This is a genomic window from Shinella sp. M27 (assembly GCF_049199905.1).
GTDB lineage: Bacteria > Pseudomonadota > Alphaproteobacteria > Rhizobiales > Rhizobiaceae > Shinella.
Genome location: NZ_JBLZPK010000059.1, coordinates 157724 through 178378, shown reverse-complemented (window position 1 = coordinate 178378; position 20655 = coordinate 157724). Strand labels below are relative to the sequence as shown.

The following is a 20655-nucleotide window of genomic DNA, read 5'->3' as shown; positions in this document are numbered from 1 at the left end:
AAAACCGACAACCGGAGAAACCATGGCCCTCCTGCCCATCGTGCGCTATCCCGACCTGCGCCTGCGCCAACCCTGCAAAGCGATCGAGACCTTTGATGCGCGGCTGGCGGGCCTCGCGGACGATCTCGCGGCGACGATGCGCGCCGCCCCCGGCATCGGCATCACCGCAGCGCATGTCGGCATTCTCGAGCGGCTGACGGTGATCGAACTCGACGGTCCCGGCTCGCTCAGGATCTATGTGAACCCCGTCATAGAGTGGTTCTCGCCGGAGATGCAGCGCCACACGGAGGGCAGTGTCTCGATGCCCGGCGTCACCGACGAGGTGGAGCGCCCTGCCCGCATCCGCCTTCGCTATCAGGACCTTTCCGGCGCGCCGCAGGCGGAGGACGCGGACGGCCTGCTTGCCGTCTGCCTGCAGCACGAAATCGACCAGCTCGACGGCATTTTCTGGATCGACCGGCTTTCGCGCCTGAAGCGCGAGCGCATCGTCAAGAAATACGGCAAGACCAGAGGCTGATTCGCACAAGCCTTTCTTAACACAGCGGAATCGCCGCGAAAAAATCTCCGTGAAGCCGGAACAAACAGACTCGTCCCGCATTTTTGAGCGCGAATGCAAGGGACGATACCGATGAAAATCATTTCCTGGGACAAGACTTTGGGCATCCTGCTGCCGGGCTCCGCACGCCCGCGCTTCGTGCGTGACGTAGCCGGCGCCATGCACCTGCTCGCCGAATTGTGGCCGGTCACCTACGGCCGCGCCTATCAGCGGGCGCTGGCCTTCTGCGCCCGTGCGCTGGAGGGCCGGATGAGTGCTACCCGCGCCCGGCTCGCCTTCATCGCGGCGGCGAGGGAGGCACGCGTAGAGGTCGTGTCTTGAAACATACGAAAGTGCAGAAACAAAAAGACCCGCCTTTTGGCGGGTCTTTTTTGGTGCGGTCGAGAAGACTCGAACTTCCACGGGTTGCCCCACAGCGACCTCAACGCTGCGCGTCTACCAATTCCGCCACGACCGCATCGTGGTAGGCGTTGCCTTGCGGCGACGGAGGTGCATGTAGCAAAAGCATTTGGGGGGTGCAAGGCCGTGCGACAAGAAAAGTGACGGAAAGCGAAACAATTTCAACAGCCCCTTCACGAACGCCCTGAAACCCCTGAAATCCTTGCATGATCGCGCCTATATCTGGCACAAGAAATCCGAAAGGACGGCCATCATGCAGCGTCAGGACATCTCCACATCCCTTCTTGCGATCGACGGCTCGCCCCCGGTGCGCTGGCGCATCGCGCAGGACCTCGTTTCCTATGACGAGGCCGTCGAAACCATGGAAAAGGAGGCCGCGGCGATCGCCAATGGCGAGGCCGACGAACTGGTCTGGCTGGTGGAACATCCGCCGCTTTATACGGCCGGCACGAGTGCGGATTCCGCCGACCTCGTGGCGCCGGATCGCTTCCCTGTGTTTTCCACAGGCCGCGGCGGCGAATACACCTATCACGGCCCCGGCCAGCGGGTCGTCTATGTCATGCTGGACCTGAAACGCCGCCGGCAGGACGTGCGCGCCTTCGTGGCGGCCCTCGAAGCCGTGGTGATCGACGCGCTCGATTCCATGAATGTGCGCGGCGAGCGGCGCGAGGACCGCGTCGGTGTGTGGGTCCGCCGGCCGGAACGGCCGCCGCTGCCGGACGGCTCACCGGCCGAGGACAAGATCGCGGCGATCGGCATCCGCCTGCGCCGCTGGGTGAGCTTTCACGGCTTCTCGCTGAACGTCGATCCGGATCTCGAGCATTTTTCCGGCATCGTGCCCTGCGGCATCCGCGGCTACGGCGTGACCAGCCTCGTCGATCTCGGCCTGCCCGTCATGATGAGCGATGTGGACATACGCATCCGCGATTCGTTCGAACGCGTGTTCGGCCCGACGGTTTCCGATGTCGACTGTCAGCCCAGAAGCCTGTCGCAGGCATAGACGATCGCATAGCCGTGCAGCACCAGCGCGGAATAGAGGCCAAACCCGGCCAGCAGACGTTGCGGCGGGGTCATCGGATCGAGCGCCATGCGAGGCTTGACGCCACCAGCGCCGAGAAGACTGAGCACGGTGAAGACGGCGAGGCCGGCAACCAGCATGCGCACCGGCAGGCCGACGCGCCAGCCGATCCAGAGGATTACCAGCGTCACCAGGAAACTCGCCATCAGCAGGCTGGTGCGTGTTGAAAAGACCTGCCGCAGCACCTGACCACCGTCGAATCGATGCATGGGCAACAGGTTCAGCAGGTTGAAGGCGCCGAGAATGAGCAAGAAGACCAGAAGGCCGCGCCCCATCACGCCGCCGTCATAAAGCGCAATCAGCGGCGGCACGAGGAAGGCCGACATGCCCGCCCCCATCAGCGCGCAGACCGCGACCTCGAAATGGGAGTTGTAGGGCCTGCCGCCCACGGCGATACCGCCGAGCAGCGGCACGAAAATCATGCGCACCCGCCCGTGGCCGAAGGCGCGGTAAGCGGCCATATGGCCGAGCTCGTGCAGGACGATGACGACCGTCAGCATGGTGGATAGCAGCAGCCCCTGGGTGCTGAGCCCGAAGAACGGCCAGAGCAGCAGCGTGGACAGCACAGCAAGACCCGCCTGGGTCCATCCGCTTTCGAGGACGCCACTCATGTCGCCCTTGCCCGTCGCCAGCCACTGGTCGAGCGCCTTCATTTCCCGGCGCAGCTGGATATAGCGGAAAAGCAGAAAGGCGACGCCGCGATAGCGGTCGGTCTGTTCGACGGTCAGCGCCGTGCCGCCCGGCACAGGACGCAGGAATCGTCGCTCGACATAGTTTTTCCAGAAAGAGGCATCGAGCGCGCTGTCGTCGACCACCCGCGTCTCGCAGGCCAGGTCGTCCGCATCCTGTGCCTCATGAACCTCCAGCGTGCGCGTGATCGGGACGCCGTGACGATCCGGATGGGAGAGCGTCTGCCGAACGCGAGCGGCGGAGAGCCGTTCGCTGGAGACGACGGAGGGATGCCAGTTGGCGTCCGCACCAAGCGGGCTGATAAGGGCGGCGATACGGCTCGGCGGGGCTTTGAAGACGCGGGTCAGATGCAGTGTGCGGCGGCCAACGGGTGCAGCAATCAAGAGCCAGATCAGGCCGAGATTGATCGCCACAAGCAGGAACATCGAAAGCGATGTCGACATGTCGTCCTCCCCGGTCTTCATGACAGGAAGCACAAGGTTACCGGCAAGATACTAACAAATATTAAGAATCGCGCTTCAAGCGGGATCGTCAGTCGAAGGCGGCCGTTGCCGTCAGCTTGCGGGCCTTGTGTTCGCGCCAGATGATGAAGAGGCCGGAGGCGACGATGATGGCGATGCCGAGCCATTTCGATGGCGTCGGAAAATCGCCGAAGATCGCGTAGCCGAGCACGGTCGCCGAGATGATCTCGAAATACTGGAATGGGGCAAGCAGCGAGAGCGGCGCCATGCGGAAGGCGCGCACCACGAGCATATGCGCATAGCCGGAAAGCGCCCCAAGGATGACCAGGAGCAAAAGCGTGAAGAGCGACGGCGGCAGCGAGGGCGCGAAATCGGCAATGCCGGCCGTGTTTCCGAAAAAGAGCGCAGCCCCCATCAGGATCGTCCCGCCGAACCCGGCGATGGTCTGCATGGTCAGCGGTGAGTCGGCCTCACCTATGGCGCGGTTCATGAAGAGATAGATGGAATAGAGGAAGGCGCAGGCGACCGGCAGCAGCGCCGTCCAGCCGAAGAGAATGAAGCTCGGCTGGATAACGATCAGCGCGCCGCCGAAACCGACCATGATGGCAAGCCAGCGCCTCCAACCGACCTTGTCGCCGAGGAAAGCAGCGGACATCGCGGTGAGGATGAACGGCTCGACGAAATAGATCGCGAAGACGTCGGCAAGCGGCATGTATTTGACAGCCGCGAAAAACAGCAGGCTCGCCGCGCCGTGGATCGCGCCGCGCAGCAGGTTCATCCATGGCCGCTTCGGCCGCAGCATGGCGCTGCCCCCGGCGGTGAAGATCAGCGGAACCGTGCAGAGGACCTGGAAGAAGAAGCGGTAGAACGTCACCTGTCCCGGCGACATGCCGACGAAATTCGCCATGTATTTGGCGATAGCATCCATGCAGGGCAGAAGCAGCATGGCGACGGCCATCAGCACGACGCCCTGCATCGTGTTTCCACTGGTGCTGTCGGTGGCGCTGGCCGTGGCATTCATCGGACTTCTCCTTCGTTCGCCCCCTGCATAGTCCTTTTGCGCCGGCTGGCAATGCCGGAAATCTGTCCTGTGCGGGCGGCGCGGCACGGCGCATTTGAGGTAGCACCGGCCACCGGCTTGCCTGTAGACTGGCGACAAGAAGAAATGGAGGCCGCGATGACCTTTCCCGGCGAGAGCAACACCATCCCCTTCCCCTCGGGCCGCGCCGACGGCGATACGCTCGGCGGGCGCATCTGGCGCGCCCGCGATGCGCTGGGTCTCGACCTTGCCGGCCTCGCCTCCCGGCTCGGGCTTCCCGAAGAGACCGTCAGCGGCTGGGAACGGGACCATGCCGAGCCGGATACCAAGGCTCTGTTCATGCTGGCCGGCGTGCTGTCGGTGTCGCCCTCCTGGCTGATCGCCGGCATCGGCGAGGCACCCGCCGATCCATCCGGCGACGAGTATCTGCACCCGCTGCTGCGGCAGCTGCGCGAGATCCATCAGTTGCACGACCAGACGGGCAAGGCGATAGCCGCGCTCGAAGCCGAGGTCGCGAAATTGATCAAAACAGATCAGGGCTGATTTTTTCCGCTTCACGCACTTGAGGCGCCGGACCGGCTCTGCAATGGTCCGGCCAACACAGAATCCGTATAGGGAGACGAAAATGGACGTACGCGCCGCCGTTGCCGTTCAGGCCGGAAAACCGCTTGAAATCATGACCGTACAGCTCGAAGGCCCGCGCGCCGGCGAAGTGCTGGTCGAAGTGAAGGCGACGGGCATCTGCCACACCGACGACTTCACGCTCTCGGGCGCCGACCCGGAAGGCCTGTTCCCGGCCATCCTCGGCCATGAGGGTGCCGGCATCGTCGTCGATGTCGGTCCGGGCGTCACCTCCGTCAAGAAAGGCGACCACGTCATTCCGCTCTACACGCCGGAATGCCGCGAATGTTATTCCTGCACCAGCCGCAAGACCAATCTCTGCACCTCGATCCGCGCCACCCAGGGCCAGGGCCTGATGCCCGACGGCACCTCGCGCTTCTCGATAGGCAAGGACAAGATCCACCACTATATGGGCTGCTCGACCTTCTCGAACTTCACCGTTCTGCCGGAGATCGCGCTCGCCAAGATCAATCCGGACGCGCCCTTCGACAAGGTCTGCTACATCGGCTGCGGTGTCACGACCGGCATCGGCGCCGTGATCAACACGGCCAAGGTCGAGATCGGCTCGACGGCGATCGTCTTCGGCCTCGGCGGCATCGGCCTCAACGTGCTGCAGGGCCTGCGCCTTGCAGGTGCGGACATGATCATCGGCGTCGATATCAACCCCGACCGCAAGGCCTGGGGCGAGAAGTTCGGTATGACGCATTTCGTCAATCCGAAGGAGGTCGGCGACGACATCGTGCCCTATCTCGTCAACATGACGAAGCGGGGCGGCGACCTGATCGGCGGCGCGGACTACACGTTCGACTGCACGGGCAACACCAAGGTGATGCGTCAGGCGCTGGAAAGCTCGCATCGCGGCTGGGGCAAATCGGTCATCATCGGCGTTGCCGGCGCGGGCCAGGAGATCTCGACGCGTCCGTTCCAGCTCGTCACCGGCCGCAACTGGATGGGCACCGCCTTCGGCGGCGCGCGCGGCCGCACGGATGTTCCCAAGATCGTCGACTGGTACATGGACGGCAAGATCCAGATCGACCCGATGATCACGCATACGATGCCGCTCGAGGACATCAACAAGGGCTTCGAGCTCATGCACAAGGGTGAATCGATCCGCGGCGTGGTCATCTATTGAGCACGCAGACGCCCTACAGCATCGATGTGCGGAGGATGGAAACGTTCTCCGCCATCGAGCTTTATGCATTGCTGACATTGCGTGTTTCGGTCTTTGTGGTCGAGCAGGCCTGCGCCTATCCGGAGCTGGACGGCAAGGATGTCGACGCGCTCCACCTGCGGCTTTTGATCGACGGCGATACCGCCGCCTATGCGCGGCTGCTGCCGCCGGAAAATGGCGCGGCACCGCGCATCGGCCGCGTGCTCGTCGCGCCCGGCCACCGCGGCAAGGGACTGGGAGAAACGATCATGCGCGAAGCCATCCGCGCTTGCGAAAACCATTTTCCGGGTATGGCGATCGAACTTTCGGCCCAGAGCTATCTGGAGCGCTTCTACAAGGCGCTCGGCTTCACGCCGATTTCCGAGGAATATGTCGAGGACGGCATTCCACATATCGACATGGTGCGGCCTGTCGAGAACAATCGAGCGTCGGCTTGAATGCCAACGCGCCAGCTGCCGCACGACATCCGGGATATGTTCTTGCCAGCCGAAAAGATCTAGACATCCTTTGGAACGCGGAGAGGACTATTCCTGATACTTCGATGACTGACACGCCACCAACCATCTATGTCGATGCTGACGCCTGCCCGGTGAAGCCGGAAATCCTGAAGGTCGGCGAACGCCATGGCCTGCCGGTGACGTTCGTCGCCAATTCGGGCCTTCGGCCCTCGCGCGACCCGATGGTGAAGAACGTCATCGTCTCCGGCGCCTTCGACGCGGCCGACAATTGGATCGCCGACAACATCCTCGAGGGCGATATCGCCATAACGGCCGATGTACCGCTTGCCGTGCGCTGCGTTGCCAAGGGTGCGCATGTGACCGGGCCGACAGGCCGGCTGTTCGACCAGGCGAATATCGGCATGGCGAGTGCCATGCGCGATCTCGGCGCGCATCTGCGCGAAACCGGCGAAAGCAAGGGCTACAATGCCGCCTTCTCGCCGCGTGACCGCTCCGCCTTCCTCGAAACGCTCGACCGGCTCTGCCGCCGGGCAAAAAGCGCGCGGGCGGGCGCATGACGGTCGCGCCGGAACGCAAGGCCTATGGCCGACATGTGCCTTTCTACGCTGGGATTGGTACGGCCGCACTCCTTGGCGTTGCAGCCCTCTGGCTGAAGCCGGATTTCGCCATCGAGATCGGGGCCATCGCCTTCTTTCTCATCTATCTCGTGCTGATGGCGATACGCCTGCCGCACCTGACGGCCACCTATCTCGAGCACTATGCGACGGATTCCGACGAACCGGTCGCGATCATCTTCGCCGTCACCTTCCTCGCAGTCGCCGTCGCGACAGGTTCGCTATTCGTCGTGCTGAATGAAGTCTCCGCCTCAGGCATCGAATTCGTGCTCGCCGTTGCCTCGGTGGCCCTCGGCTGGTTCACCATTCACACTATGGCGGCGCTGCACTATGCGCATCTCTACTGGCGCCCTGGCAGCACGGAGGAAAGCGACGACGTCGGTCGCAGCCTCGATTTTCCCGGCAAGGCGCCGCCCGGCGCCTATGATTTTCTCTATTTCGCCTTTGTGATCGGCATGACGGCGCAGACCTCCGACGTCGCGATCACCTCCACGGCGATGCGCAAGGTCAATCTGCTGCATGCCGTGGTTTCTTTCTTCTTCAACACGGTGCTGGTCGCCGCCGCGGTTAACGTGGCGGTGTCGCTCGCATCCTGAAAACAATCGGAGTTTTTGATGAAAGTGCTTTCCCAGAACACCGCCTTCGGCGGCATGCAGGGTGTGTTCGCCCATGATTCCGAAGCCTGCAAGACCGAGATGACCTTCGCCGTCTTCGTGCCGCCGCAGGCGATCAAGGAGCCGCGTCCCGTGCTCTGGTATCTCTCCGGCCTCACCTGCACCCATGCCAACGTGATGGAAAAGGGCGAGTACCGCCGCATGGCCGCTGAGCTCGGCCTGATCGTGGTCTGCCCCGACACCAGCCCGCGCGGCAACGACGTGCCGGATGAGCTGACCAACTGGCAGATGGGCAAGGGCGCCGGCTTCTACCTCGACGCCACGCAAGCGCCCTGGGCGGAAAACTACCAGATGTACAGCTACGTTACCGAGGAGCTGCCGAACTACCTGCGCCAGCATTTCCGCATGGATATGGACCGTCAGGGCATTTTCGGCCATTCGATGGGCGGCCATGGCGCGATGACCATCGCGCTGAAGCACCCGGACCGTTTCAGGAGCTGCTCGGCCTTCGCACCGATCGTCGCGCCCTCCAGCGCCGACTGGTCGATGCCGGCCTTCGAAAAGTATCTCGGGGCCGACAAAGCGGCCTGGCGCGAATACGATGCCTGCGCGCTCGTCGCGGACGGTGCCCGCTTCCCGGAATTCCTGATCGACCAGGGCAAGGCCGACGGCTTCCTGGACAACGGCCTGCGCCCCTGGCTTTTCGAAGAGGCGATCAAGGACACGGACATCAAGCTGACGCTGCGCATGCACGAGCGGTACGATCATTCCTACTACTTCATATCGACCTTCATGGACGAGCACCTGAAGTGGCATGCCGAACGCCTCGGCGCGTAACTGCAATGCTATGGCGGGGGCGCATGGCTGACATGCCGCCCCTGCCCTTGCCCTTAAGTTCTCCCTGGGCAATAGTCGCACTTGGTAGACGGCTACCGCCGGGACAATCCCGGTCACGATCGCGGGGACGGCCTCGCTCCCTTGAAACGGAGTAGGCAAATGCCCTGGATCCTTCTTACCCTCGCAGGCATCTTCGAAATCGGCTGGGCCATCGGTTTGAAATATACCGACGGCTTCACCAAGCTGGTTCCCACCGTCCTCACCGCCGGCTCCATGGTGGTCAGCATCGTGCTTCTCGGTCTTGCCGTGAAAACGCTGCCCATGGGCACGGCCTATGCGATCTGGACCGGTATCGGCACGGTCGGCACGGTCATTCTCGGCATCGTGCTTTTCGCTGAACCGGTAACGGCGATGCGCATCGGCTGCATCGCGCTGATCGTCACCGGCATTTTGGGCCTGAAGTTCGTCGCCTAATTTCTACGGCTGTTGTCGAGGGCAAAAGCCCCCGGCCCGGCTGCCGCCAGGTAGAGAAAGACGAAGCAGAACAGGATCGCGGCGTCGCCGCGATTGTTGATCGGGAAAAAGCTCTGCGGCGCATGCGCCGTGAAATAGGCGACAGCCATGAAGCCGCAGAGCACGAAGGCCACCGGCCGCGTGAACAGCCCGATCAAAAGCAGGATCCCGCCGACCACTTCCAGCACGCCCGCAACACCGATGATATTCATCAGGTCGCCGAACGGCTGTTCGGCCGGCGGGAAATTGAAGAATTTCTGCATGCCGTGCTCGATGAAGAGCAGCGCGGACATGATGCGCAAGGCGGCGAGCGCCTGCGGCTGGTAGACGGACAAGCGATCGAACATGGCAGGCACTCCCTCCGTTTCACTTGGGAGAGAATGGTATCATGTTTCTTCCGGAGATTTTCCAGACATCGTCACTCACGATGCGCGGCGTCAATCGCAGCTGATCGTCTGGGTAACCACACACGGGGCGATCTTGCCGGTCGACCCTTCGGCGAGCGCACGCGAGCGCACAGTCAGGGCCGCCTCGGTCGGGATGACCAGCGGGCGGTTGTCCCTGCGCGTATGCGTCGTCACGCTCTGACGCCCCGCCGGCTTACGCTTGCCGCCAGCATATTTGCGGCCCTTGGCGGGACGCTTGCCCTCATTGAGCTTGCCGGCCGCGACCGGCGACAGGTGGTAGGCGATCGCCACGCGTTTGGCGATGGCATCGCCGAGCGCTGCATCACGGCCCTTGCTGGATGGCATGAAGCTGTTAACGGTCAGCGTATTGCGTGCGGAAACGCCACCCTTCGGATCGGAAAGCGTGATTGTGACTTTTGCCGAACTTGCGCCTGTCGCCGACTGTGTGACGCCCGTCACGCGCACGTCCATCGAGGCCCGGTCGAGCGCGACCGCACGGCGCGTCGCCTTGGCAGCGCGCTTCAGATAGGCATCGGTGCGCTTGAGAACCACTGAAGGCACGTTGCCATCACCGCTAACGACGACCTTGCGGATGTCGCGGACGGGAAAGCCCTCGGCACTAGCGTTGAGCGGCACGGAAAGAGCGAGACAGGCGGAAAGAACGGCGCGGAGAAGGAACTGCATGGTACTCGGTGCGGTGCGGGTCGGCTATGGCTGTTGGAACGATGCGCCAAAATGGAGCGGAAAGTTTAAGAAAGTCTGGTCAGCGCAGCATTTCGGACAGCACGGATGCGGCCACATCCAGCTCCTCGCGGCGCTTTTCGCGACGGTGGAACGCCTCCTCGTCGGTGCCCCAATGCTCGATCTGCCAGTCCTCATCGATATGGGCGAGCGACCAGGCCTTGTCGGCATCGATGATGCCTTCGGCGAAGGCCAGGCCCAGCAGCGCCGAGCCGGTCAGCGTCGTGACGGTGTGCACGCAGGCGAGCGCCAGCGGATCGCGCCAGGCAGAAAGCGCGGCGGCGTAGGCTTCGATGGCCGGGACCGGCTGCTCCTGATGCATCACGCCTTCTACTAGGATGAAGCGGATGCCCTTGGCGTCCGCCGCCCAGCGCAAGACCGGATCCCAGCCGTCGCGCTGGCGTGCGACGAGACCTTCAGGTGAATCCGCACGGTAGCAGAGCATGTCCGTGCCGGCGAAACGCACGATCTCGTCGAACACAGCATCCAGATTTTCCGCGACGCCATCGACAGCCGTGTTGACGAGGCGGGTCACAGGCATTTTCGCCGGATCGATTTCCTCCGCCTGCGCGTGCCACTCCGCCTTCAGGCGGTCGGCGATTGCTTGCGTCGCAACGGCCAAAGTCTTCTTGCCGGGCGTGCGCACCGGGCGGCCGTCGAGAAGGATGCGGAACCCCTCCTCCGCCGTGTCGGTCGAGACCTCTTTATAGAAACGCTTGGGCAGCGGCCGCTTCATCTGGATCTGCGCGCGGCGCACCGGATCGGGATCGCTCATCGCGTCGGAAAGGTCGCTCAGGATGTCACGCATCAAAAAGTCTCCAACCAGTCGATAAGGTCTGCGGGCGTGCGCAGGATGTGATCCGCGCCGGCCGCGACCAGTTCGGGCACGCTGGCGTAGCCCCAGGAAACGCCGATGGCTTTCGCCCCGGCCGCCTTCGCCATCTGCATATCGTAAATCGCATCGCCGATGACAACCGTGCGGGCCGCATCAATCCCGGCTTCGTTGCAGCATTCCGCCACCATGGCCGGGTGCGGCTTGGACGGGCAGTCGTCCGCCGTGCGCGAGACGAAGAAGGTCTTGTCGAAACCGTGCGCCGCGCGGATGAGGTCGAGGCCGCGGCGCGACTTGCCCGTGACGGCGCCGATCAGCAGGTCGTCCCGGCGCTCCAGCTGCGCCATCATCTCGGCGATGCCGGGAAACAGCGGCTCCTGGAAGCCGGGCTCGGCGCGCACGCCGGTATAGGTCGCCTTATAATGCGCCGTCATCGCCAGCGCCTCGTCGTCGACATGCGGCTTGCCCTGCATGCGGGCAATGGCGATGTCGAGCGTCAGGCCGATAATCGCCTTGGTCTCGGAAATATCCGGTCTTGCATGGCCGAAATCGACGAAAGTGCGGGCCATGACCTCATGGATCAGCCGCGCACTGTCGACCAGCGTGCCGTCGCAATCGAAAAGCGCAAGCCGCATCAGTCTTCCTCGTCCGCCGCGGTCTGGTCGAAGCCGAAGAGGTTCCAGGTCTGCACCATATGCGGCGGCAGCGGCGCGGTGACGCGCAGGCGCCCGCCATTGGGGTGCGGAATATCGATGCGACGGGCATGGAGATGCAGGCGGTTCTGCACGCCGCCCGGAAAGGCCCAGTTGAGGTCGGCCTCGAAATATTTCGGATCGCCGATAATCGGATGACCGATATGCGCGGCGTGCACGCGAAGCTGATGCGTGCGGCCGGTATAGGGCTCCATCTCCAGCCACGCATAGTTCTGTGCGGCCTGCTCGATGATCCGGTAGAAGGAAACCGCATGGTCGGCGCCGTCCTCGCCGTGCTTGGCGATGCGCATGCGGTCTCCATCCGGCGTCTGTTCCTTGACGAGCCAGGTCGAAATCTTGTCCTCGCGCTTCTTCGGCACGCCCATCACCAGCGACCAATAGGTCTTCTTGGTATCGCGCTCGCGGAAGGCGGCGGTCAGCTTCTGCGCGGCGCCACGCGTGCGGGCGATGACGAGCACGCCCGACGTGTCGCGGTCGAGCCGGTGCACGAGGCGCGGCTTCTCGCCCTTCGGGCTGGTCCAGGCCTCGAGCATCTGGTCGATGTGGCGGTTGACGCCCGAACCGCCCTGCACGGCGATGCCGGCCGGCTTGTTGAGCACGATGACCTTCTCGTCCTCATGCAGCAGCATACGGGAGAGCAGTTCGTGATCGGAGGAATGTTTCAGCTCGCGGCCGGCGATCGGCCCGGCCTTCTTGGCATCGACCTCCATCGGGGGGATGCGGATCATCTGGCCCGGCTGCACGCGGGTGTCGCTCTTGACGCGACCGCCATCGATGCGCACCTGGCCGGAGCGCAGCAATTTCTGGAGCGGGCCGAAGCCGAGGCCCGGATAATGGACCTTGAACCACCGGTCGAGGCGCATGCCCGCCTCGTCGCTCTCAACCTGCTTGTGTTCGATGCCTGCCATGTCAGCCTTCTTTCGTTGCGCCGTGCTTTAGCGCAAGAAAGGCCGAAGGGGAACAGCTTTAGAACGCGCGGAAGGTCAGCGTGGTCAGGGAACGCACGATGCCGGGGATGGAGGCGACGTGGTCGTTGATGAACTTGCCGATATCCTCCTCGCTGTCGACATAGACCTTGAGGAGCAGGTCGTACTCGCCGCTGGTGGAATAAAGCTCCGAAATGAGTTCCGTAGCGTAAAGCGCATCCGCGACTTCATAGGTCTTACCCGGAGCGCATTGCAATTGAACGAAAATCGGCTTCATCGGTCCTCCCGCACCATTGGCGGCATTGTTTTCTTGTGATCGCAATCCCGGGCGCAAAACCGCTGCACACTTTTGCTGGGATTGCTTTTTACCGCCCGATTCCGGCGGTATTTCAGCTCTCTTATGACGGAATTTTCACGGCAAAGGCAAGGCCGACCGAAATTCGCACAGATCGTTAAAACTCGATGAAAATGCAACCGCCGCGTTTCACACACGCGAAAGGCGCAAATGATAAATTGCACGAACCTGAAGCAAACCCGTTGAACGCCATGACTCAGATCGTGACAGTTTCGCCCGCCACCGCCGCCTATGCCGCGCAGGGCATGAAGATGCAGACCCGCGCGAACACGCTGTTCGAGCAGCGCATCCACACCTGGAGCGAGGATGCGAAGATCCACGGCGATGCGCGCACCATCGCGGTGCTCAACGTCATCCAGCCGCCGGCGCTGGCGCTTGCCCTCATCACCGCACCCGGGATGACGCCGCAGGTGACCTTCGCGGAGGCGCAGCGTCTCTATGACGAAAACGGCACCCCCGTTCAGGAGGAAGCCGAACCCGCGTGATCCTCCCTTCCAAGGACTGCAGCCGTCCTCCAACCGACTAAGGCCCCTGATGGGGCCTTTTCTTTGCTTCTTTCCCACTACGACAAAAATGTGCTCGGCAGCGACGCCGCCTCTTGCCAAAACACCGGCAAGGCCGTTATCTGGAGCCAACCTCGCTGGGAGAAACCGGCCGCCTTGGGAAAGGCAGTGCCGGTGCCGAAGGAGCAACCGCCCCGGAAACTCTCAGGCAAAAGGACCAGCAAGGTGCCGTCAGAACTCTGGAGAGAAGCGCGAAAGCGCTCGCCGAAGGGATAACAATCTCAGGCGAAGGGACAGAGGGGGCTCAGGAGAACGGCGCAACTGCGCCTGATTGTGAGCCGGCGCCCTGCAACTGGGCGCCCAGGGACTGGAGGGCGCCTTTTGGACGGATCGTCTGAACTCAAGAAAACACCGCTTCACGCGCTGAACGTATCGCTCGGCGGCCGCATGGTGCCGTTTGCCGGCTACGAGATGCCGGTGCAATACACCGCCGGCGTGATGAAAGAACACCTGCACACCCGTGCCGCCGCCGGCCTGTTCGATGTCTCGCATATGGGCCAGGTCACCGTACGTGCCCGCTCCGGAGACAATGCCGATGCCGCCCGTGCCCTCGAAACGCTGGTGCCGGTCGATGTCGTCGGCCTCGGCGAAGGCCGCCAGCGCTATGCGCTGTTCACCAATGACGACGGTGGCATCCTCGACGACCTGATGATCGCCAACCGCGGCGATCATTTCTACGTCGTCGTCAACGCCGCCTGCAAGGATCAGGACTTCGCCCATATGCAGGCGAAGATCGGCGACGTCTGCGAGCTGACGCTGCACGACGACCGCGCGCTGGTCGCCCTTCAGGGGCCGCGGGCGGAATCGGTGCTGGCCGAACTCTGGGCCGATGTCTCCTCCATGCGCTTCATGGATGTGCGCGCCTGCGACCTGCACGACGCCGATTGCATCGTCTCGCGCTCCGGCTATACCGGCGAGGACGGGTTCGAGATCTCCATTCCGGCGGCGCTCGCCGAAACCGTCTGTCGCCGCCTGCTCGACCATCCTGACGTGCTGCCGATTGGCCTTGGCGCCCGCGATTCGCTGCGCCTCGAAGCGGGTCTCTGCCTCTACGGCAACGATATCGACACCGGCACGACGCCCGTGGAAGGCGCGCTCGAATGGGCCATCCAGAAGGTGCGCCGCAGAGGCGGCGAGCGTGAAGGCGGTTTCCCGGGTAGCGCCATCATCCTCGAACAGCTTGAAAACGGCGCTGACCGCCGTCGCATCGGCCTGCGGGCCGAAGGCCGTGCGCCCGTGCGATCAGGCGCGGTGCTCGCCACCGATCCCGAGGGCGAGGACGTCGTCGGCACAGTGACGTCGGGCGGCTTCGGCCCCAATGTCGATGGTCCCGTCGCCATGGGCTACGTGACCAAGGCCGCCGTCGCCCCCGGTACCCAGCTCTATGCCGGCGTGCGCGGCAAATTCCTGCCCGTCACCGTCACCGCCATGCCCTTCGTCAAGAACACCTTCAAGCGCTGAAACAAGCGCACCTGCCACCCACCCATCCCCAGAGAGGAACAAACATGCTGAAATTCACCGAAGAACACGAGTGGCTGAAGATCGAAGGCGGCGTCGCGACCGTCGGCATCACGGTCCATGCGGCCGAACAGCTCGGCGATCTCGTCTTCGTCGAACTGCCCGAGGTCGGCGCGACCTTCGAAAAGGGTGGCGATGCGGCCACCGTTGAAAGCGTGAAGGCGGCCTCCGATGTCTATTGCCCGCTCGACGGAGAAATCGTCGAAGTCAACGAGGCGATCACCGCCGATCCCTCCCTCGTCAACAGCGACCCGCAGGGTGCCGGCTGGTTCTTCAAGCTGAAGCTTGCCAATGTGGCCGATGCCGACGGCCTGATGGATGAAGCCGCCTACAAGGAGCTTGTCGGCTGATGTCTCTCCCCAAGGACTTTGCCTTTACCGATTACCAGCCCTACGACTTCGCCAACCGTCGCCATATCGGCCCCTCGCCAAAGGAGATGGAGGCGATGCTCAAGGTGATCGGTTATCCGAACCTCGACGCGCTGATTGACGACACCGTGCCCAAATCGATCCGACAGGAAAAGCCGCTGGAATGGGGCGCGCCGATGACCGAGCGCGAGGCGCTCGACAAGCTGCGCGAGACCGCCGGCCGCAACAAAAAGCTCGTTTCGCTGATCGGCCAGGGTTATTACGGCACGATCACGCCGCCGGTCATCCAGCGCACCATCCTGGAAAATCCCGCCTGGTACACGGCCTATACGCCCTATCAGCCGGAAATTTCTCAGGGCCGCCTCGAAGCGCTGCTGAACTACCAGACCATGGTCTGCGACCTGACGGGCCTTGATGTTGCCAATGCCTCGCTGCTCGATGAGGCGACCGCCGCCGCCGAAGCGATGGCCATGGCCGAGCGCGTCTCGAAGTCCAAGGCCAAGACCTTCTTCGTCGACGAGAACTGCCACCCACAGACCATCGCGCTGCTCAAGACCCGTTCGGAACCGCTCGGCTGGTGCATCGTCGTCGGCGATCCCTTCACCGATCTCGACCCGGTCGACGTGTTCGGCGCGATCTTCCAGTATCCCGGCACCTACGGCCATGTGCGCGATTTCACCGGCCTGATCGCCCGCCTGCACCAGACCGGCGCCATTGCCGTCATGGCGGCGGACCCGCTGGCGCTCGCCCTTCTCAAATCGCCCGGCGAGATGGACGCGGATATCGCCATCGGTTGCACCCAGCGTTTCGGCGTGCCGGTCGGCTATGGTGGGCCGCATGCCGCCTACATGGCCGTCAAGGACGCCTACAAGCGCTCCATGCCCGGCCGTCTCGTCGGCGTCTCCATCGATGCGCGCGGCAACCGCGCCTACCGCCTGTCGCTGCAGACCCGCGAGCAGCACATCCGCCGCGAAAAGGCGACGTCGAACATCTGCACCGCGCAGGTGCTGCTCGCCGTCATGGCCTCGATGTATGCCGTCTTCCACGGTCCACAGGGCTTGAAGGCCATTTCGCAGAGTGTGCACCAGAAGACCGTGCGTCTCGCCATGGGCCTTGAAAAGCTCGGCTACACCGTCGAGCCGGAGGTGTTCTTCGACACGATCACCGTTCACGTCGGCAAGCTGCAGGGCATCATCCTGAAGACGGCCGTCGCGGAAGAAGTCAATCTCCGCAAGATCGGCGACGACCGCATCGGCATCAGCCTCGACGAGCGTTCGCGCCCCGTCACGCTGGAAGCCGTCTGGCGGGCCTTCGGCGGCGATTTCGAGGTGGCGGAGTTCGAGCCGGGCTACCGGCTGCCGGAAGACCTGCTGCGCACCAGCGAATACCTGACGCATCCGATCTTCCACATGAACCGTGCGGAAAGCGAGATGACGCGCTACATCCGCCGTCTCTCCGACCGCGACCTCGCGCTCGACCGCTCGATGATCCCGCTCGGCTCCTGCACGATGAAGCTCAACGCCACGGCGGAAATGCTGCCGATCACCTGGCCGGAATTTTCGGAGATCCATCCCTTCGTTCCCGCCGACCAGGCGCAGGGCTACCGCTATCTCATCGAGGACCTGTCGCAGAAGCTCTGCGACATCACCGGCTATGACGCCCTCTCCATGCAGCCGAATTCCGGCGCGCAGGGCGAATATGCCGGCCTCCTGACGATCCGCGCCTATCATCTCGCCAATGGCGATACGCATCGCGACGTCTGCCTCATCCCGACCTCCGCGCATGGCACCAACCCGGCGTCGGCCCAGATGGTCGGCATGAAGGTCGTCGTCGTGAAGGTGTCTGACAACGGCGACATCGACATGGACGATTTCCGTGCAAAAGCAGTGCAGCATGCGGAAAACCTGTCCTGCTGCATGATCACCTATCCCTCCACGCACGGTGTCTTCGAAGAGAACGTGCGCGAGGTCTGCGAGATCGTGCACAAGCACGGCGGCCAGGTCTATATGGACGGCGCCAACATGAACGCCATGGTGGGCCTTGCCCGTCCGGGCGATATCGGCGGCGACGTCAGCCACCTCAACCTGCACAAGACCTTCTGCATCCCGCATGGGGGCGGCGGTCCCGGCATGGGCCCAATCGGCGTCAAGGCGCATCTTGCACCGTTCCTGCCGACAAACCCGACGACAGGCGAGGCCGGCGCAGTCTCGGCGGCTCCCTTCGGCTCGGCCTCCATCCTGCCGATCTCCTGGAGCTACTGCCTGATGATGGGGGGCGCGGGCCTGACGCAGGCGACCAAGGTGGCGATCCTCAACGCCAACTACATCGCCGCCCGTCTCAAGGGTGCCTATGACGTGCTCTACAAGTCCGCCAAGGGCCGCGTGGCGCATGAATGCATCATCGACACGCGCCCGCTGGTCGACAGCGCCGGCGTGACCGTCGACGACGTCGCCAAGCGCCTGATCGACAGCGGCTTCCACGCGCCGACCATGAGCTGGCCGGTTGCCGGCACGCTGATGATCGAGCCGACGGAATCGGAGACCAAGGCGGAAATCGACCGATTCTGCGATGCGATGCTGTCGATCCGCGAGGAAGCTCGCGCCATCGAGGAAGGCCGGATGGACCGGGTGAACAACCCGCTCAAGAACGCCCCGCACACGGTGGAAGACCTCGTCGGCGAATGGGATCGCCCCTATTCGCGCGAACAGGCCTGCTACCCGCCGGGTGCCTTCCGGGTGGACAAATACTGGTCGCCGGTCAACCGCGTCGACAATGTCTATGGTGACCGCAACCTCGTCTGCTCCTGCCCGCCGCTCGAGGACTATGCAGACGCCGCCGAGTAAACACGGCACACAAAACGATTGCCCCGGCCGATCCCATCGGCCGGGGCTTTTCATTTTCGGGCAGGGACTGGTTAGGGCGAAACGGCGACGTCCACCCAGAAGCGGGTGAAGCCCTCGGCGAAATCGCGGTAGCCGCTGAGCGTCGAGGGTTTCACCGCATAGGCATTGGCGCCGTTCTCATAGGCGCGGTTGACATCAGCCGTATTCGACGACGACGACAGCATGATGACCGGTGTTACCGCCGTGCGGGCATCGCCGCGCAGACGTTTCAGAAGCTCCATGCCGTTGGTGCCGGGCATGTTGATGTCGAGCAGGATGTAGTCAAAAGCTTCCGTCGCGAGACGATCGCTTGCCATGTCCGCATCGGTCACATGGGTAATCTCGATGATGCTGCCGGCATCGCTGAAGGCGCGCATCACGAAGCGCACATCCACCGGATCGTCATCGACGACGATCAGCTTCCTGGCCAAGCTTACCACGATCGCTCCCCCTTGATTTTATGGGTTGCGGAAACGTCACGATGAAGCGTGCGCCCGGACCATAGGTCGTGTCAAGCGCGATCACACCGTTGTGACTTTCGACGATGCGGCGCGCCAGCGCCAGGCCGACGCCCGTGCCCTGATAAACCGTTTCATCCCGGTGAAGCCGCTGAAAGACTTCGAAAATCCGCCCGACATGCTGCGGGTCGATACCGATACCGTCATCCTCCACAATGAAATCGACGGCCTCCTCGTTTTCCCGGCAGTAGACACGCACCACGGGTATTTCGCCGGGCCTGCGGTATTTCAGGGCATTGCCGATCAGGTTCTGCGCCAGGCGCTTCAGAAGCTCCTGATCGCCCATGATCTCCGGCAGCGCGGCGACATCGACCGAGCCGCCCGCCTCCTGCACATGGGTTTCGAGCAGCGCCAGCGCATCGCGCACAACATCCGAAAGGGCGACAGGCTTCGGCGTGGTGATGCGGTAGGCGATCTGCGAGAATTCGAGCAGGCTGTCGATGATGCGCCGCATGCGCGCGGCACTCTTGCGCACATGATCGGCGTAATGCGCCAATTCATCGTGTTCACCGCGGTGCAAATCCTCGGAAATCATCTCGGCGAACATCGAGAGATGGCGCAGCGGCGCCTTCAAGTCATGGGACACCGTGGCGGTGAACTGGTCGAGCGCCTCGTTCTTGCGGCGCAACTCGTTCGTCTGAGCTTCCACCTGCTGCTGCTGGCGCTTGGCCTCGGTGATGTCGCGGCCGACACTCACCACCTCGGCCACCCCATCATCATCGAAGATCGCCACGGCCGTCCAGAACATCCATTCTTCCTGCCCATCCGGCCCTTCGGTACAGACCTCGAGCGAGCGCACGGGGGCCTCCCGCGTATAATTCGTGATGTTGATGAGGTCGGCAGTCTGCTCCGGCGCGCAGGCAACGTCCGGCAGGTAGCGACCGAGAAGCTCATCGGTCGTCGAACCGACATGGGCGGCGTATTTGTCGTTGGCGAAGCGGATGGTCAGGTTCCTGTCGAAGCGCAGGATCATGTCGGGCAGGATCTGCAGCAGCGAAAGATAGTCGCGACGTTTCTCCTCCAGCGCTGCTTCCGCGCGCTTCAACTCCGATATGTCGACACGAAGCGCGACGATGTCGCCGGTTTCGGCGACGTGGCTCTCGCCGCGGATCCAGCGGTCCTTGCCGAATTCGAAGACGCTGCCCCCGCTGTCGGTGTTGCGGTGGCTTTCCAGACGCTCGCGCACCATGGCCTCGGCTTCGGGCGTGCCTTCGACAATGCCGGGAAACATGCCGGCGCGGATGCTGGCGCGCGCGATACTCTCCAGCGTCGCCCCGACGCGCACGGCGTCGCGCGCCACGCCGGTACGTTCCTTGTAGGAGCGGTTGAACATGATCAGGCGCTCCTCCTGATCGAAGATCGCAAAACCCTCGTTCATCGTGTCGAGTGCAGAAGCAATGCGCTGGCCAAGCAGGATCTGCTCGCCATGGCTGCCGCCGCTCAACAGGCTGCGCAGGAGAAGCGCATAGCGGGCACGGCCGGTCTCGTCCGGAACGGGGATGACATGGGCGGTCGCCTCGAAGCGGGACCCGTTGTCATGACGGAAGACAAACGGATAGGCGTTTTCCCGACCGGTCGCCGCATGAAGGGCGAGCAATCCTGTTGCGTCAGGCCCATCGATAACGGGCGAATCGGAGGGGATCTGGCCGTCCTTGCTCCAACCAAACGTGCGCGCGGCCGCATCGTTATACGACACGACATGCGCTGCGGCATCGACGATGAGCACGGGAAACGGCAGGTTCTGGTAAAGTGCGGCGGCAAAGCCCATCATCGCGCGCCCT

24 protein-coding genes, 1 tRNA gene and 1 riboswitch are annotated in these 20655 nt (G+C 63.3%); of the genes, 14 read left to right on the top strand and 11 right to left on the bottom strand.

The annotated features are described in order from the left end of the window. Positions 1 to 22 precede the first annotated feature (22 nt). Together ACOZK4_RS21780 and ACOZK4_RS21775 are read left to right on the top strand one after the other, a co-directional pair. Entirely contained in the window at positions 23 to 517 is a 495-nt protein-coding gene (locus ACOZK4_RS21780) for a peptide deformylase (protein ID WP_421593745.1), read from the top strand. Between the two features lie 111 nt (positions 518 to 628). Next, a complete protein-coding gene (locus ACOZK4_RS21775; protein WP_421593744.1) occupies positions 629 to 877 on the top strand; it encodes a DUF982 domain-containing protein in 249 nt (82 codons plus the stop codon). A 51-nt stretch (positions 878 to 928) separates the two neighbouring features. Here the strand turns inward: ACOZK4_RS21775 and ACOZK4_RS21770 are convergent. After that, positions 929 to 1013, bottom strand: a tRNA-Leu gene (locus ACOZK4_RS21770). A gap of 195 nt (positions 1014 to 1208) precedes the next feature. Between ACOZK4_RS21770 and lipB the strand changes: the two genes are divergently transcribed. Further along, positions 1209 to 1955 carry a lipoyl(octanoyl) transferase LipB gene (lipB, locus tag ACOZK4_RS21765; RefSeq protein WP_421593743.1) on the top strand — a complete coding sequence of 249 codons (747 nt, stop codon included), beginning with the start codon at positions 1209 to 1211 and terminating at the stop codon, positions 1953 to 1955. On the opposite strand, the gene ACOZK4_RS21760 is transcribed toward lipB, so the two are convergent. Next, positions 1928 to 3166: a hypothetical protein gene (locus tag ACOZK4_RS21760; protein WP_421593742.1), complete on the bottom strand. Its 1239-nt coding sequence runs from the start codon at positions 3164 to 3166 to the stop codon at positions 1928 to 1930. The two genes, lipB and ACOZK4_RS21760, sit on opposite strands and share 28 nt — an antisense overlap. A gap of 88 nt (positions 3167 to 3254) precedes the next feature. Then, positions 3255 to 4160 (bottom strand): DMT family transporter, encoded by a 906-nt coding sequence (locus tag ACOZK4_RS21755; protein ID WP_409530376.1) that lies wholly within the window; start codon positions 4158 to 4160, stop codon positions 3255 to 3257. A gap of 201 nt (positions 4161 to 4361) precedes the next feature. Here ACOZK4_RS21755 and ACOZK4_RS21750 point away from each other — a divergent pair, with 201 nt between their 5' ends. From ACOZK4_RS21750 to sugE, 7 genes are all read left to right on the top strand, one after another. Continuing rightward, entirely contained in the window at positions 4362 to 4766 is a 405-nt protein-coding gene (locus ACOZK4_RS21750; protein WP_421593741.1) for a helix-turn-helix domain-containing protein, read from the top strand. 82 nt (positions 4767 to 4848) lie between these two features. Beyond that, entirely contained in the window at positions 4849 to 5976 is a 1128-nt protein-coding gene (locus ACOZK4_RS21745; protein WP_421593740.1) for an S-(hydroxymethyl)glutathione dehydrogenase/class III alcohol dehydrogenase, read from the top strand. Continuing rightward, positions 5973 to 6452 (top strand): GNAT family N-acetyltransferase, encoded by a 480-nt coding sequence (locus tag ACOZK4_RS21740; protein WP_421593739.1) that lies wholly within the window; start codon positions 5973 to 5975, stop codon positions 6450 to 6452. Before ACOZK4_RS21745 ends, ACOZK4_RS21740 begins: the two co-directional genes overlap by 4 nt. Before the next feature lie 104 nt (positions 6453 to 6556). Further along, positions 6557 to 7030 (top strand): YaiI/YqxD family protein, encoded by a 474-nt coding sequence (locus ACOZK4_RS21735; protein ID WP_313528240.1) that lies wholly within the window; start codon positions 6557 to 6559, stop codon positions 7028 to 7030. Continuing rightward, positions 7027 to 7683, top strand: a complete 657-nt coding sequence (locus ACOZK4_RS21730) for a DUF1345 domain-containing protein (protein WP_421593738.1) — start codon at positions 7027 to 7029, stop codon at positions 7681 to 7683. The genes ACOZK4_RS21735 and ACOZK4_RS21730 overlap by 4 nt, the downstream gene beginning before the upstream one ends. Positions 7684 to 7701: 18 nt before the next feature. After that, positions 7702 to 8538, top strand: coding sequence for an S-formylglutathione hydrolase (fghA, locus tag ACOZK4_RS21725; protein WP_421593736.1), 837 nt, complete (start codon positions 7702 to 7704; stop codon positions 8536 to 8538). Between the two features lie 159 nt (positions 8539 to 8697). Continuing rightward, on the top strand, positions 8698 to 9012 hold the full coding sequence (gene sugE / locus ACOZK4_RS21720; protein WP_298104885.1) for a quaternary ammonium compound efflux SMR transporter SugE: 315 nt from the start codon (positions 8698 to 8700) through the stop codon (positions 9010 to 9012). Here sugE and ACOZK4_RS21715 read toward each other — a convergent pair. From ACOZK4_RS21715 to ACOZK4_RS21690, 6 genes are all read right to left on the bottom strand, one after another. Next, on the bottom strand, positions 9009 to 9398 hold the full coding sequence (locus tag ACOZK4_RS21715; protein WP_421593735.1) for a DoxX family protein: 390 nt from the start codon (positions 9396 to 9398) through the stop codon (positions 9009 to 9011). The genes sugE and ACOZK4_RS21715 overlap by 4 nt on opposite strands. Positions 9399 to 9488: 90 nt before the next feature. After that, the gene (locus ACOZK4_RS21710) at positions 9489 to 10142 is read right to left on the bottom strand and encodes a hypothetical protein (protein WP_421593733.1); all 654 of its coding nucleotides are present in this window, start codon (positions 10140 to 10142) and stop codon (positions 9489 to 9491) included. Positions 10143 to 10221: 79 nt separating this feature from the next. Further along, positions 10222 to 11007 carry an ATP12 family chaperone protein gene (locus ACOZK4_RS21705; protein WP_421593732.1) on the bottom strand — a complete coding sequence of 262 codons (786 nt, stop codon included), beginning with the start codon at positions 11005 to 11007 and terminating at the stop codon, positions 10222 to 10224. Then, a complete protein-coding gene (locus tag ACOZK4_RS21700; RefSeq protein WP_421593731.1) occupies positions 11007 to 11666 on the bottom strand; it encodes an HAD-IA family hydrolase in 660 nt (219 codons plus the stop codon). Before ACOZK4_RS21700 ends, ACOZK4_RS21705 begins: the two co-directional genes overlap by 1 nt. Further along, entirely contained in the window at positions 11666 to 12652 is a 987-nt protein-coding gene (locus ACOZK4_RS21695; RefSeq protein ID WP_421593730.1) for an RluA family pseudouridine synthase, read from the bottom strand. Before ACOZK4_RS21695 ends, ACOZK4_RS21700 begins: the two co-directional genes overlap by 1 nt. A gap of 58 nt (positions 12653 to 12710) precedes the next feature. Beyond that, positions 12711 to 12947, bottom strand: coding sequence for an Lrp/AsnC ligand binding domain-containing protein (locus ACOZK4_RS21690; protein ID WP_117366160.1), 237 nt, complete (start codon positions 12945 to 12947; stop codon positions 12711 to 12713). 281 nt (positions 12948 to 13228) lie between these two features. Between ACOZK4_RS21690 and ACOZK4_RS21685 the strand changes: the two genes are divergently transcribed. The 4 genes from ACOZK4_RS21685 to gcvP all read left to right on the top strand — a co-directional run bounded on the left by ACOZK4_RS21685 (position 13229) and on the right by gcvP (position 18317). Then, complete coding sequence (locus ACOZK4_RS21685) at positions 13229 to 13510, top strand: hypothetical protein (protein ID WP_421593729.1); 282 nt, start codon at positions 13229 to 13231, stop codon at positions 13508 to 13510. Positions 13511 to 13656: 146 nt separating this feature from the next. Beyond that, a riboswitch (glycine riboswitch) is annotated at positions 13657 to 13758 on the top strand. Between the two features lie 151 nt (positions 13759 to 13909). After that, positions 13910 to 15049, top strand: a complete 1140-nt coding sequence (gene gcvT / locus ACOZK4_RS21680) for a glycine cleavage system aminomethyltransferase GcvT (RefSeq protein ID WP_421593728.1) — start codon at positions 13910 to 13912, stop codon at positions 15047 to 15049. Between the two features lie 44 nt (positions 15050 to 15093). Continuing rightward, a complete protein-coding gene (gene gcvH, locus ACOZK4_RS21675; protein ID WP_313528215.1) occupies positions 15094 to 15456 on the top strand; it encodes a glycine cleavage system protein GcvH in 363 nt (120 codons plus the stop codon). Next, positions 15456 to 18317 carry an aminomethyl-transferring glycine dehydrogenase gene (gcvP, locus tag ACOZK4_RS21670; RefSeq protein ID WP_421593727.1) on the top strand — a complete coding sequence of 954 codons (2862 nt, stop codon included), beginning with the start codon at positions 15456 to 15458 and terminating at the stop codon, positions 18315 to 18317. Before gcvH ends, gcvP begins: the two co-directional genes overlap by 1 nt. A 71-nt stretch (positions 18318 to 18388) precedes the next feature. On the opposite strand, the gene ACOZK4_RS21665 is transcribed toward gcvP, so the two are convergent. Beyond that, on the bottom strand, positions 18389 to 18796 hold the full coding sequence (locus ACOZK4_RS21665) for a response regulator (RefSeq protein ID WP_421593726.1): 408 nt from the start codon (positions 18794 to 18796) through the stop codon (positions 18389 to 18391). After that, positions 18759 to 20645, bottom strand: coding sequence for a PAS domain S-box protein (locus ACOZK4_RS21660; protein WP_421593725.1), 1887 nt, complete (start codon positions 20643 to 20645; stop codon positions 18759 to 18761). The genes ACOZK4_RS21665 and ACOZK4_RS21660 overlap by 38 nt, the downstream gene beginning before the upstream one ends. Between the last annotated feature and the right edge of the window lie 10 nt (positions 20646 to 20655).

What these genes read in the sequence shown, in the direction of transcription:
- ACOZK4_RS21660 (WP_421593725.1), bottom strand. Translation starts at nt 20,645, where the DNA reads ATGATGGGCTTTGCCGCCGCACTTTACCAGAACCTGCCGTTTCCCGTG.
- ACOZK4_RS21710 (WP_421593733.1), bottom strand. Translation starts at nt 10,142, where the DNA reads ATGCAGTTCCTTCTCCGCGCCGTTCTTTCCGCCTGTCTCGCTCTTTCC.
- ACOZK4_RS21735 (WP_313528240.1), top strand. Translation starts at nt 6,557, where the DNA reads ATGACTGACACGCCACCAACCATCTATGTCGATGCTGACGCCTGCCCG.
- ACOZK4_RS21775 (WP_421593744.1), top strand. Translation starts at nt 629, where the DNA reads ATGAAAATCATTTCCTGGGACAAGACTTTGGGCATCCTGCTGCCGGGC.
- ACOZK4_RS21755 (WP_409530376.1), bottom strand. Translation starts at nt 4,160, where the DNA reads ATGCAGGGCGTCGTGCTGATGGCCGTCGCCATGCTGCTTCTGCCCTGC.
- ACOZK4_RS21745 (WP_421593740.1), top strand. Translation starts at nt 4,849, where the DNA reads ATGGACGTACGCGCCGCCGTTGCCGTTCAGGCCGGAAAACCGCTTGAA.
- lipB (WP_421593743.1), top strand. Translation starts at nt 1,209, where the DNA reads ATGCAGCGTCAGGACATCTCCACATCCCTTCTTGCGATCGACGGCTCG.
- ACOZK4_RS21730 (WP_421593738.1), top strand. Translation starts at nt 7,027, where the DNA reads ATGACGGTCGCGCCGGAACGCAAGGCCTATGGCCGACATGTGCCTTTC.
- ACOZK4_RS21760 (WP_421593742.1), bottom strand. Translation starts at nt 3,166, where the DNA reads ATGTCGACATCGCTTTCGATGTTCCTGCTTGTGGCGATCAATCTCGGC.
- ACOZK4_RS21690 (WP_117366160.1), bottom strand. Translation starts at nt 12,947, where the DNA reads ATGAAGCCGATTTTCGTTCAATTGCAATGCGCTCCGGGTAAGACCTAT.
- ACOZK4_RS21700 (WP_421593731.1), bottom strand. Translation starts at nt 11,666, where the DNA reads ATGCGGCTTGCGCTTTTCGATTGCGACGGCACGCTGGTCGACAGTGCG.
- gcvP (WP_421593727.1), top strand. Translation starts at nt 15,456, where the DNA reads ATGTCTCTCCCCAAGGACTTTGCCTTTACCGATTACCAGCCCTACGAC.
- ACOZK4_RS21750 (WP_421593741.1), top strand. Translation starts at nt 4,362, where the DNA reads ATGACCTTTCCCGGCGAGAGCAACACCATCCCCTTCCCCTCGGGCCGC.
- ACOZK4_RS21695 (WP_421593730.1), bottom strand. Translation starts at nt 12,652, where the DNA reads ATGGCAGGCATCGAACACAAGCAGGTTGAGAGCGACGAGGCGGGCATG.
- gcvH (WP_313528215.1), top strand. Translation starts at nt 15,094, where the DNA reads ATGCTGAAATTCACCGAAGAACACGAGTGGCTGAAGATCGAAGGCGGC.
- ACOZK4_RS21780 (WP_421593745.1), top strand. Translation starts at nt 23, where the DNA reads ATGGCCCTCCTGCCCATCGTGCGCTATCCCGACCTGCGCCTGCGCCAA.
- sugE (WP_298104885.1), top strand. Translation starts at nt 8,698, where the DNA reads ATGCCCTGGATCCTTCTTACCCTCGCAGGCATCTTCGAAATCGGCTGG.
- ACOZK4_RS21705 (WP_421593732.1), bottom strand. Translation starts at nt 11,007, where the DNA reads ATGCGTGACATCCTGAGCGACCTTTCCGACGCGATGAGCGATCCCGAT.
- ACOZK4_RS21715 (WP_421593735.1), bottom strand. Translation starts at nt 9,398, where the DNA reads ATGTTCGATCGCTTGTCCGTCTACCAGCCGCAGGCGCTCGCCGCCTTG.
- fghA (WP_421593736.1), top strand. Translation starts at nt 7,702, where the DNA reads ATGAAAGTGCTTTCCCAGAACACCGCCTTCGGCGGCATGCAGGGTGTG.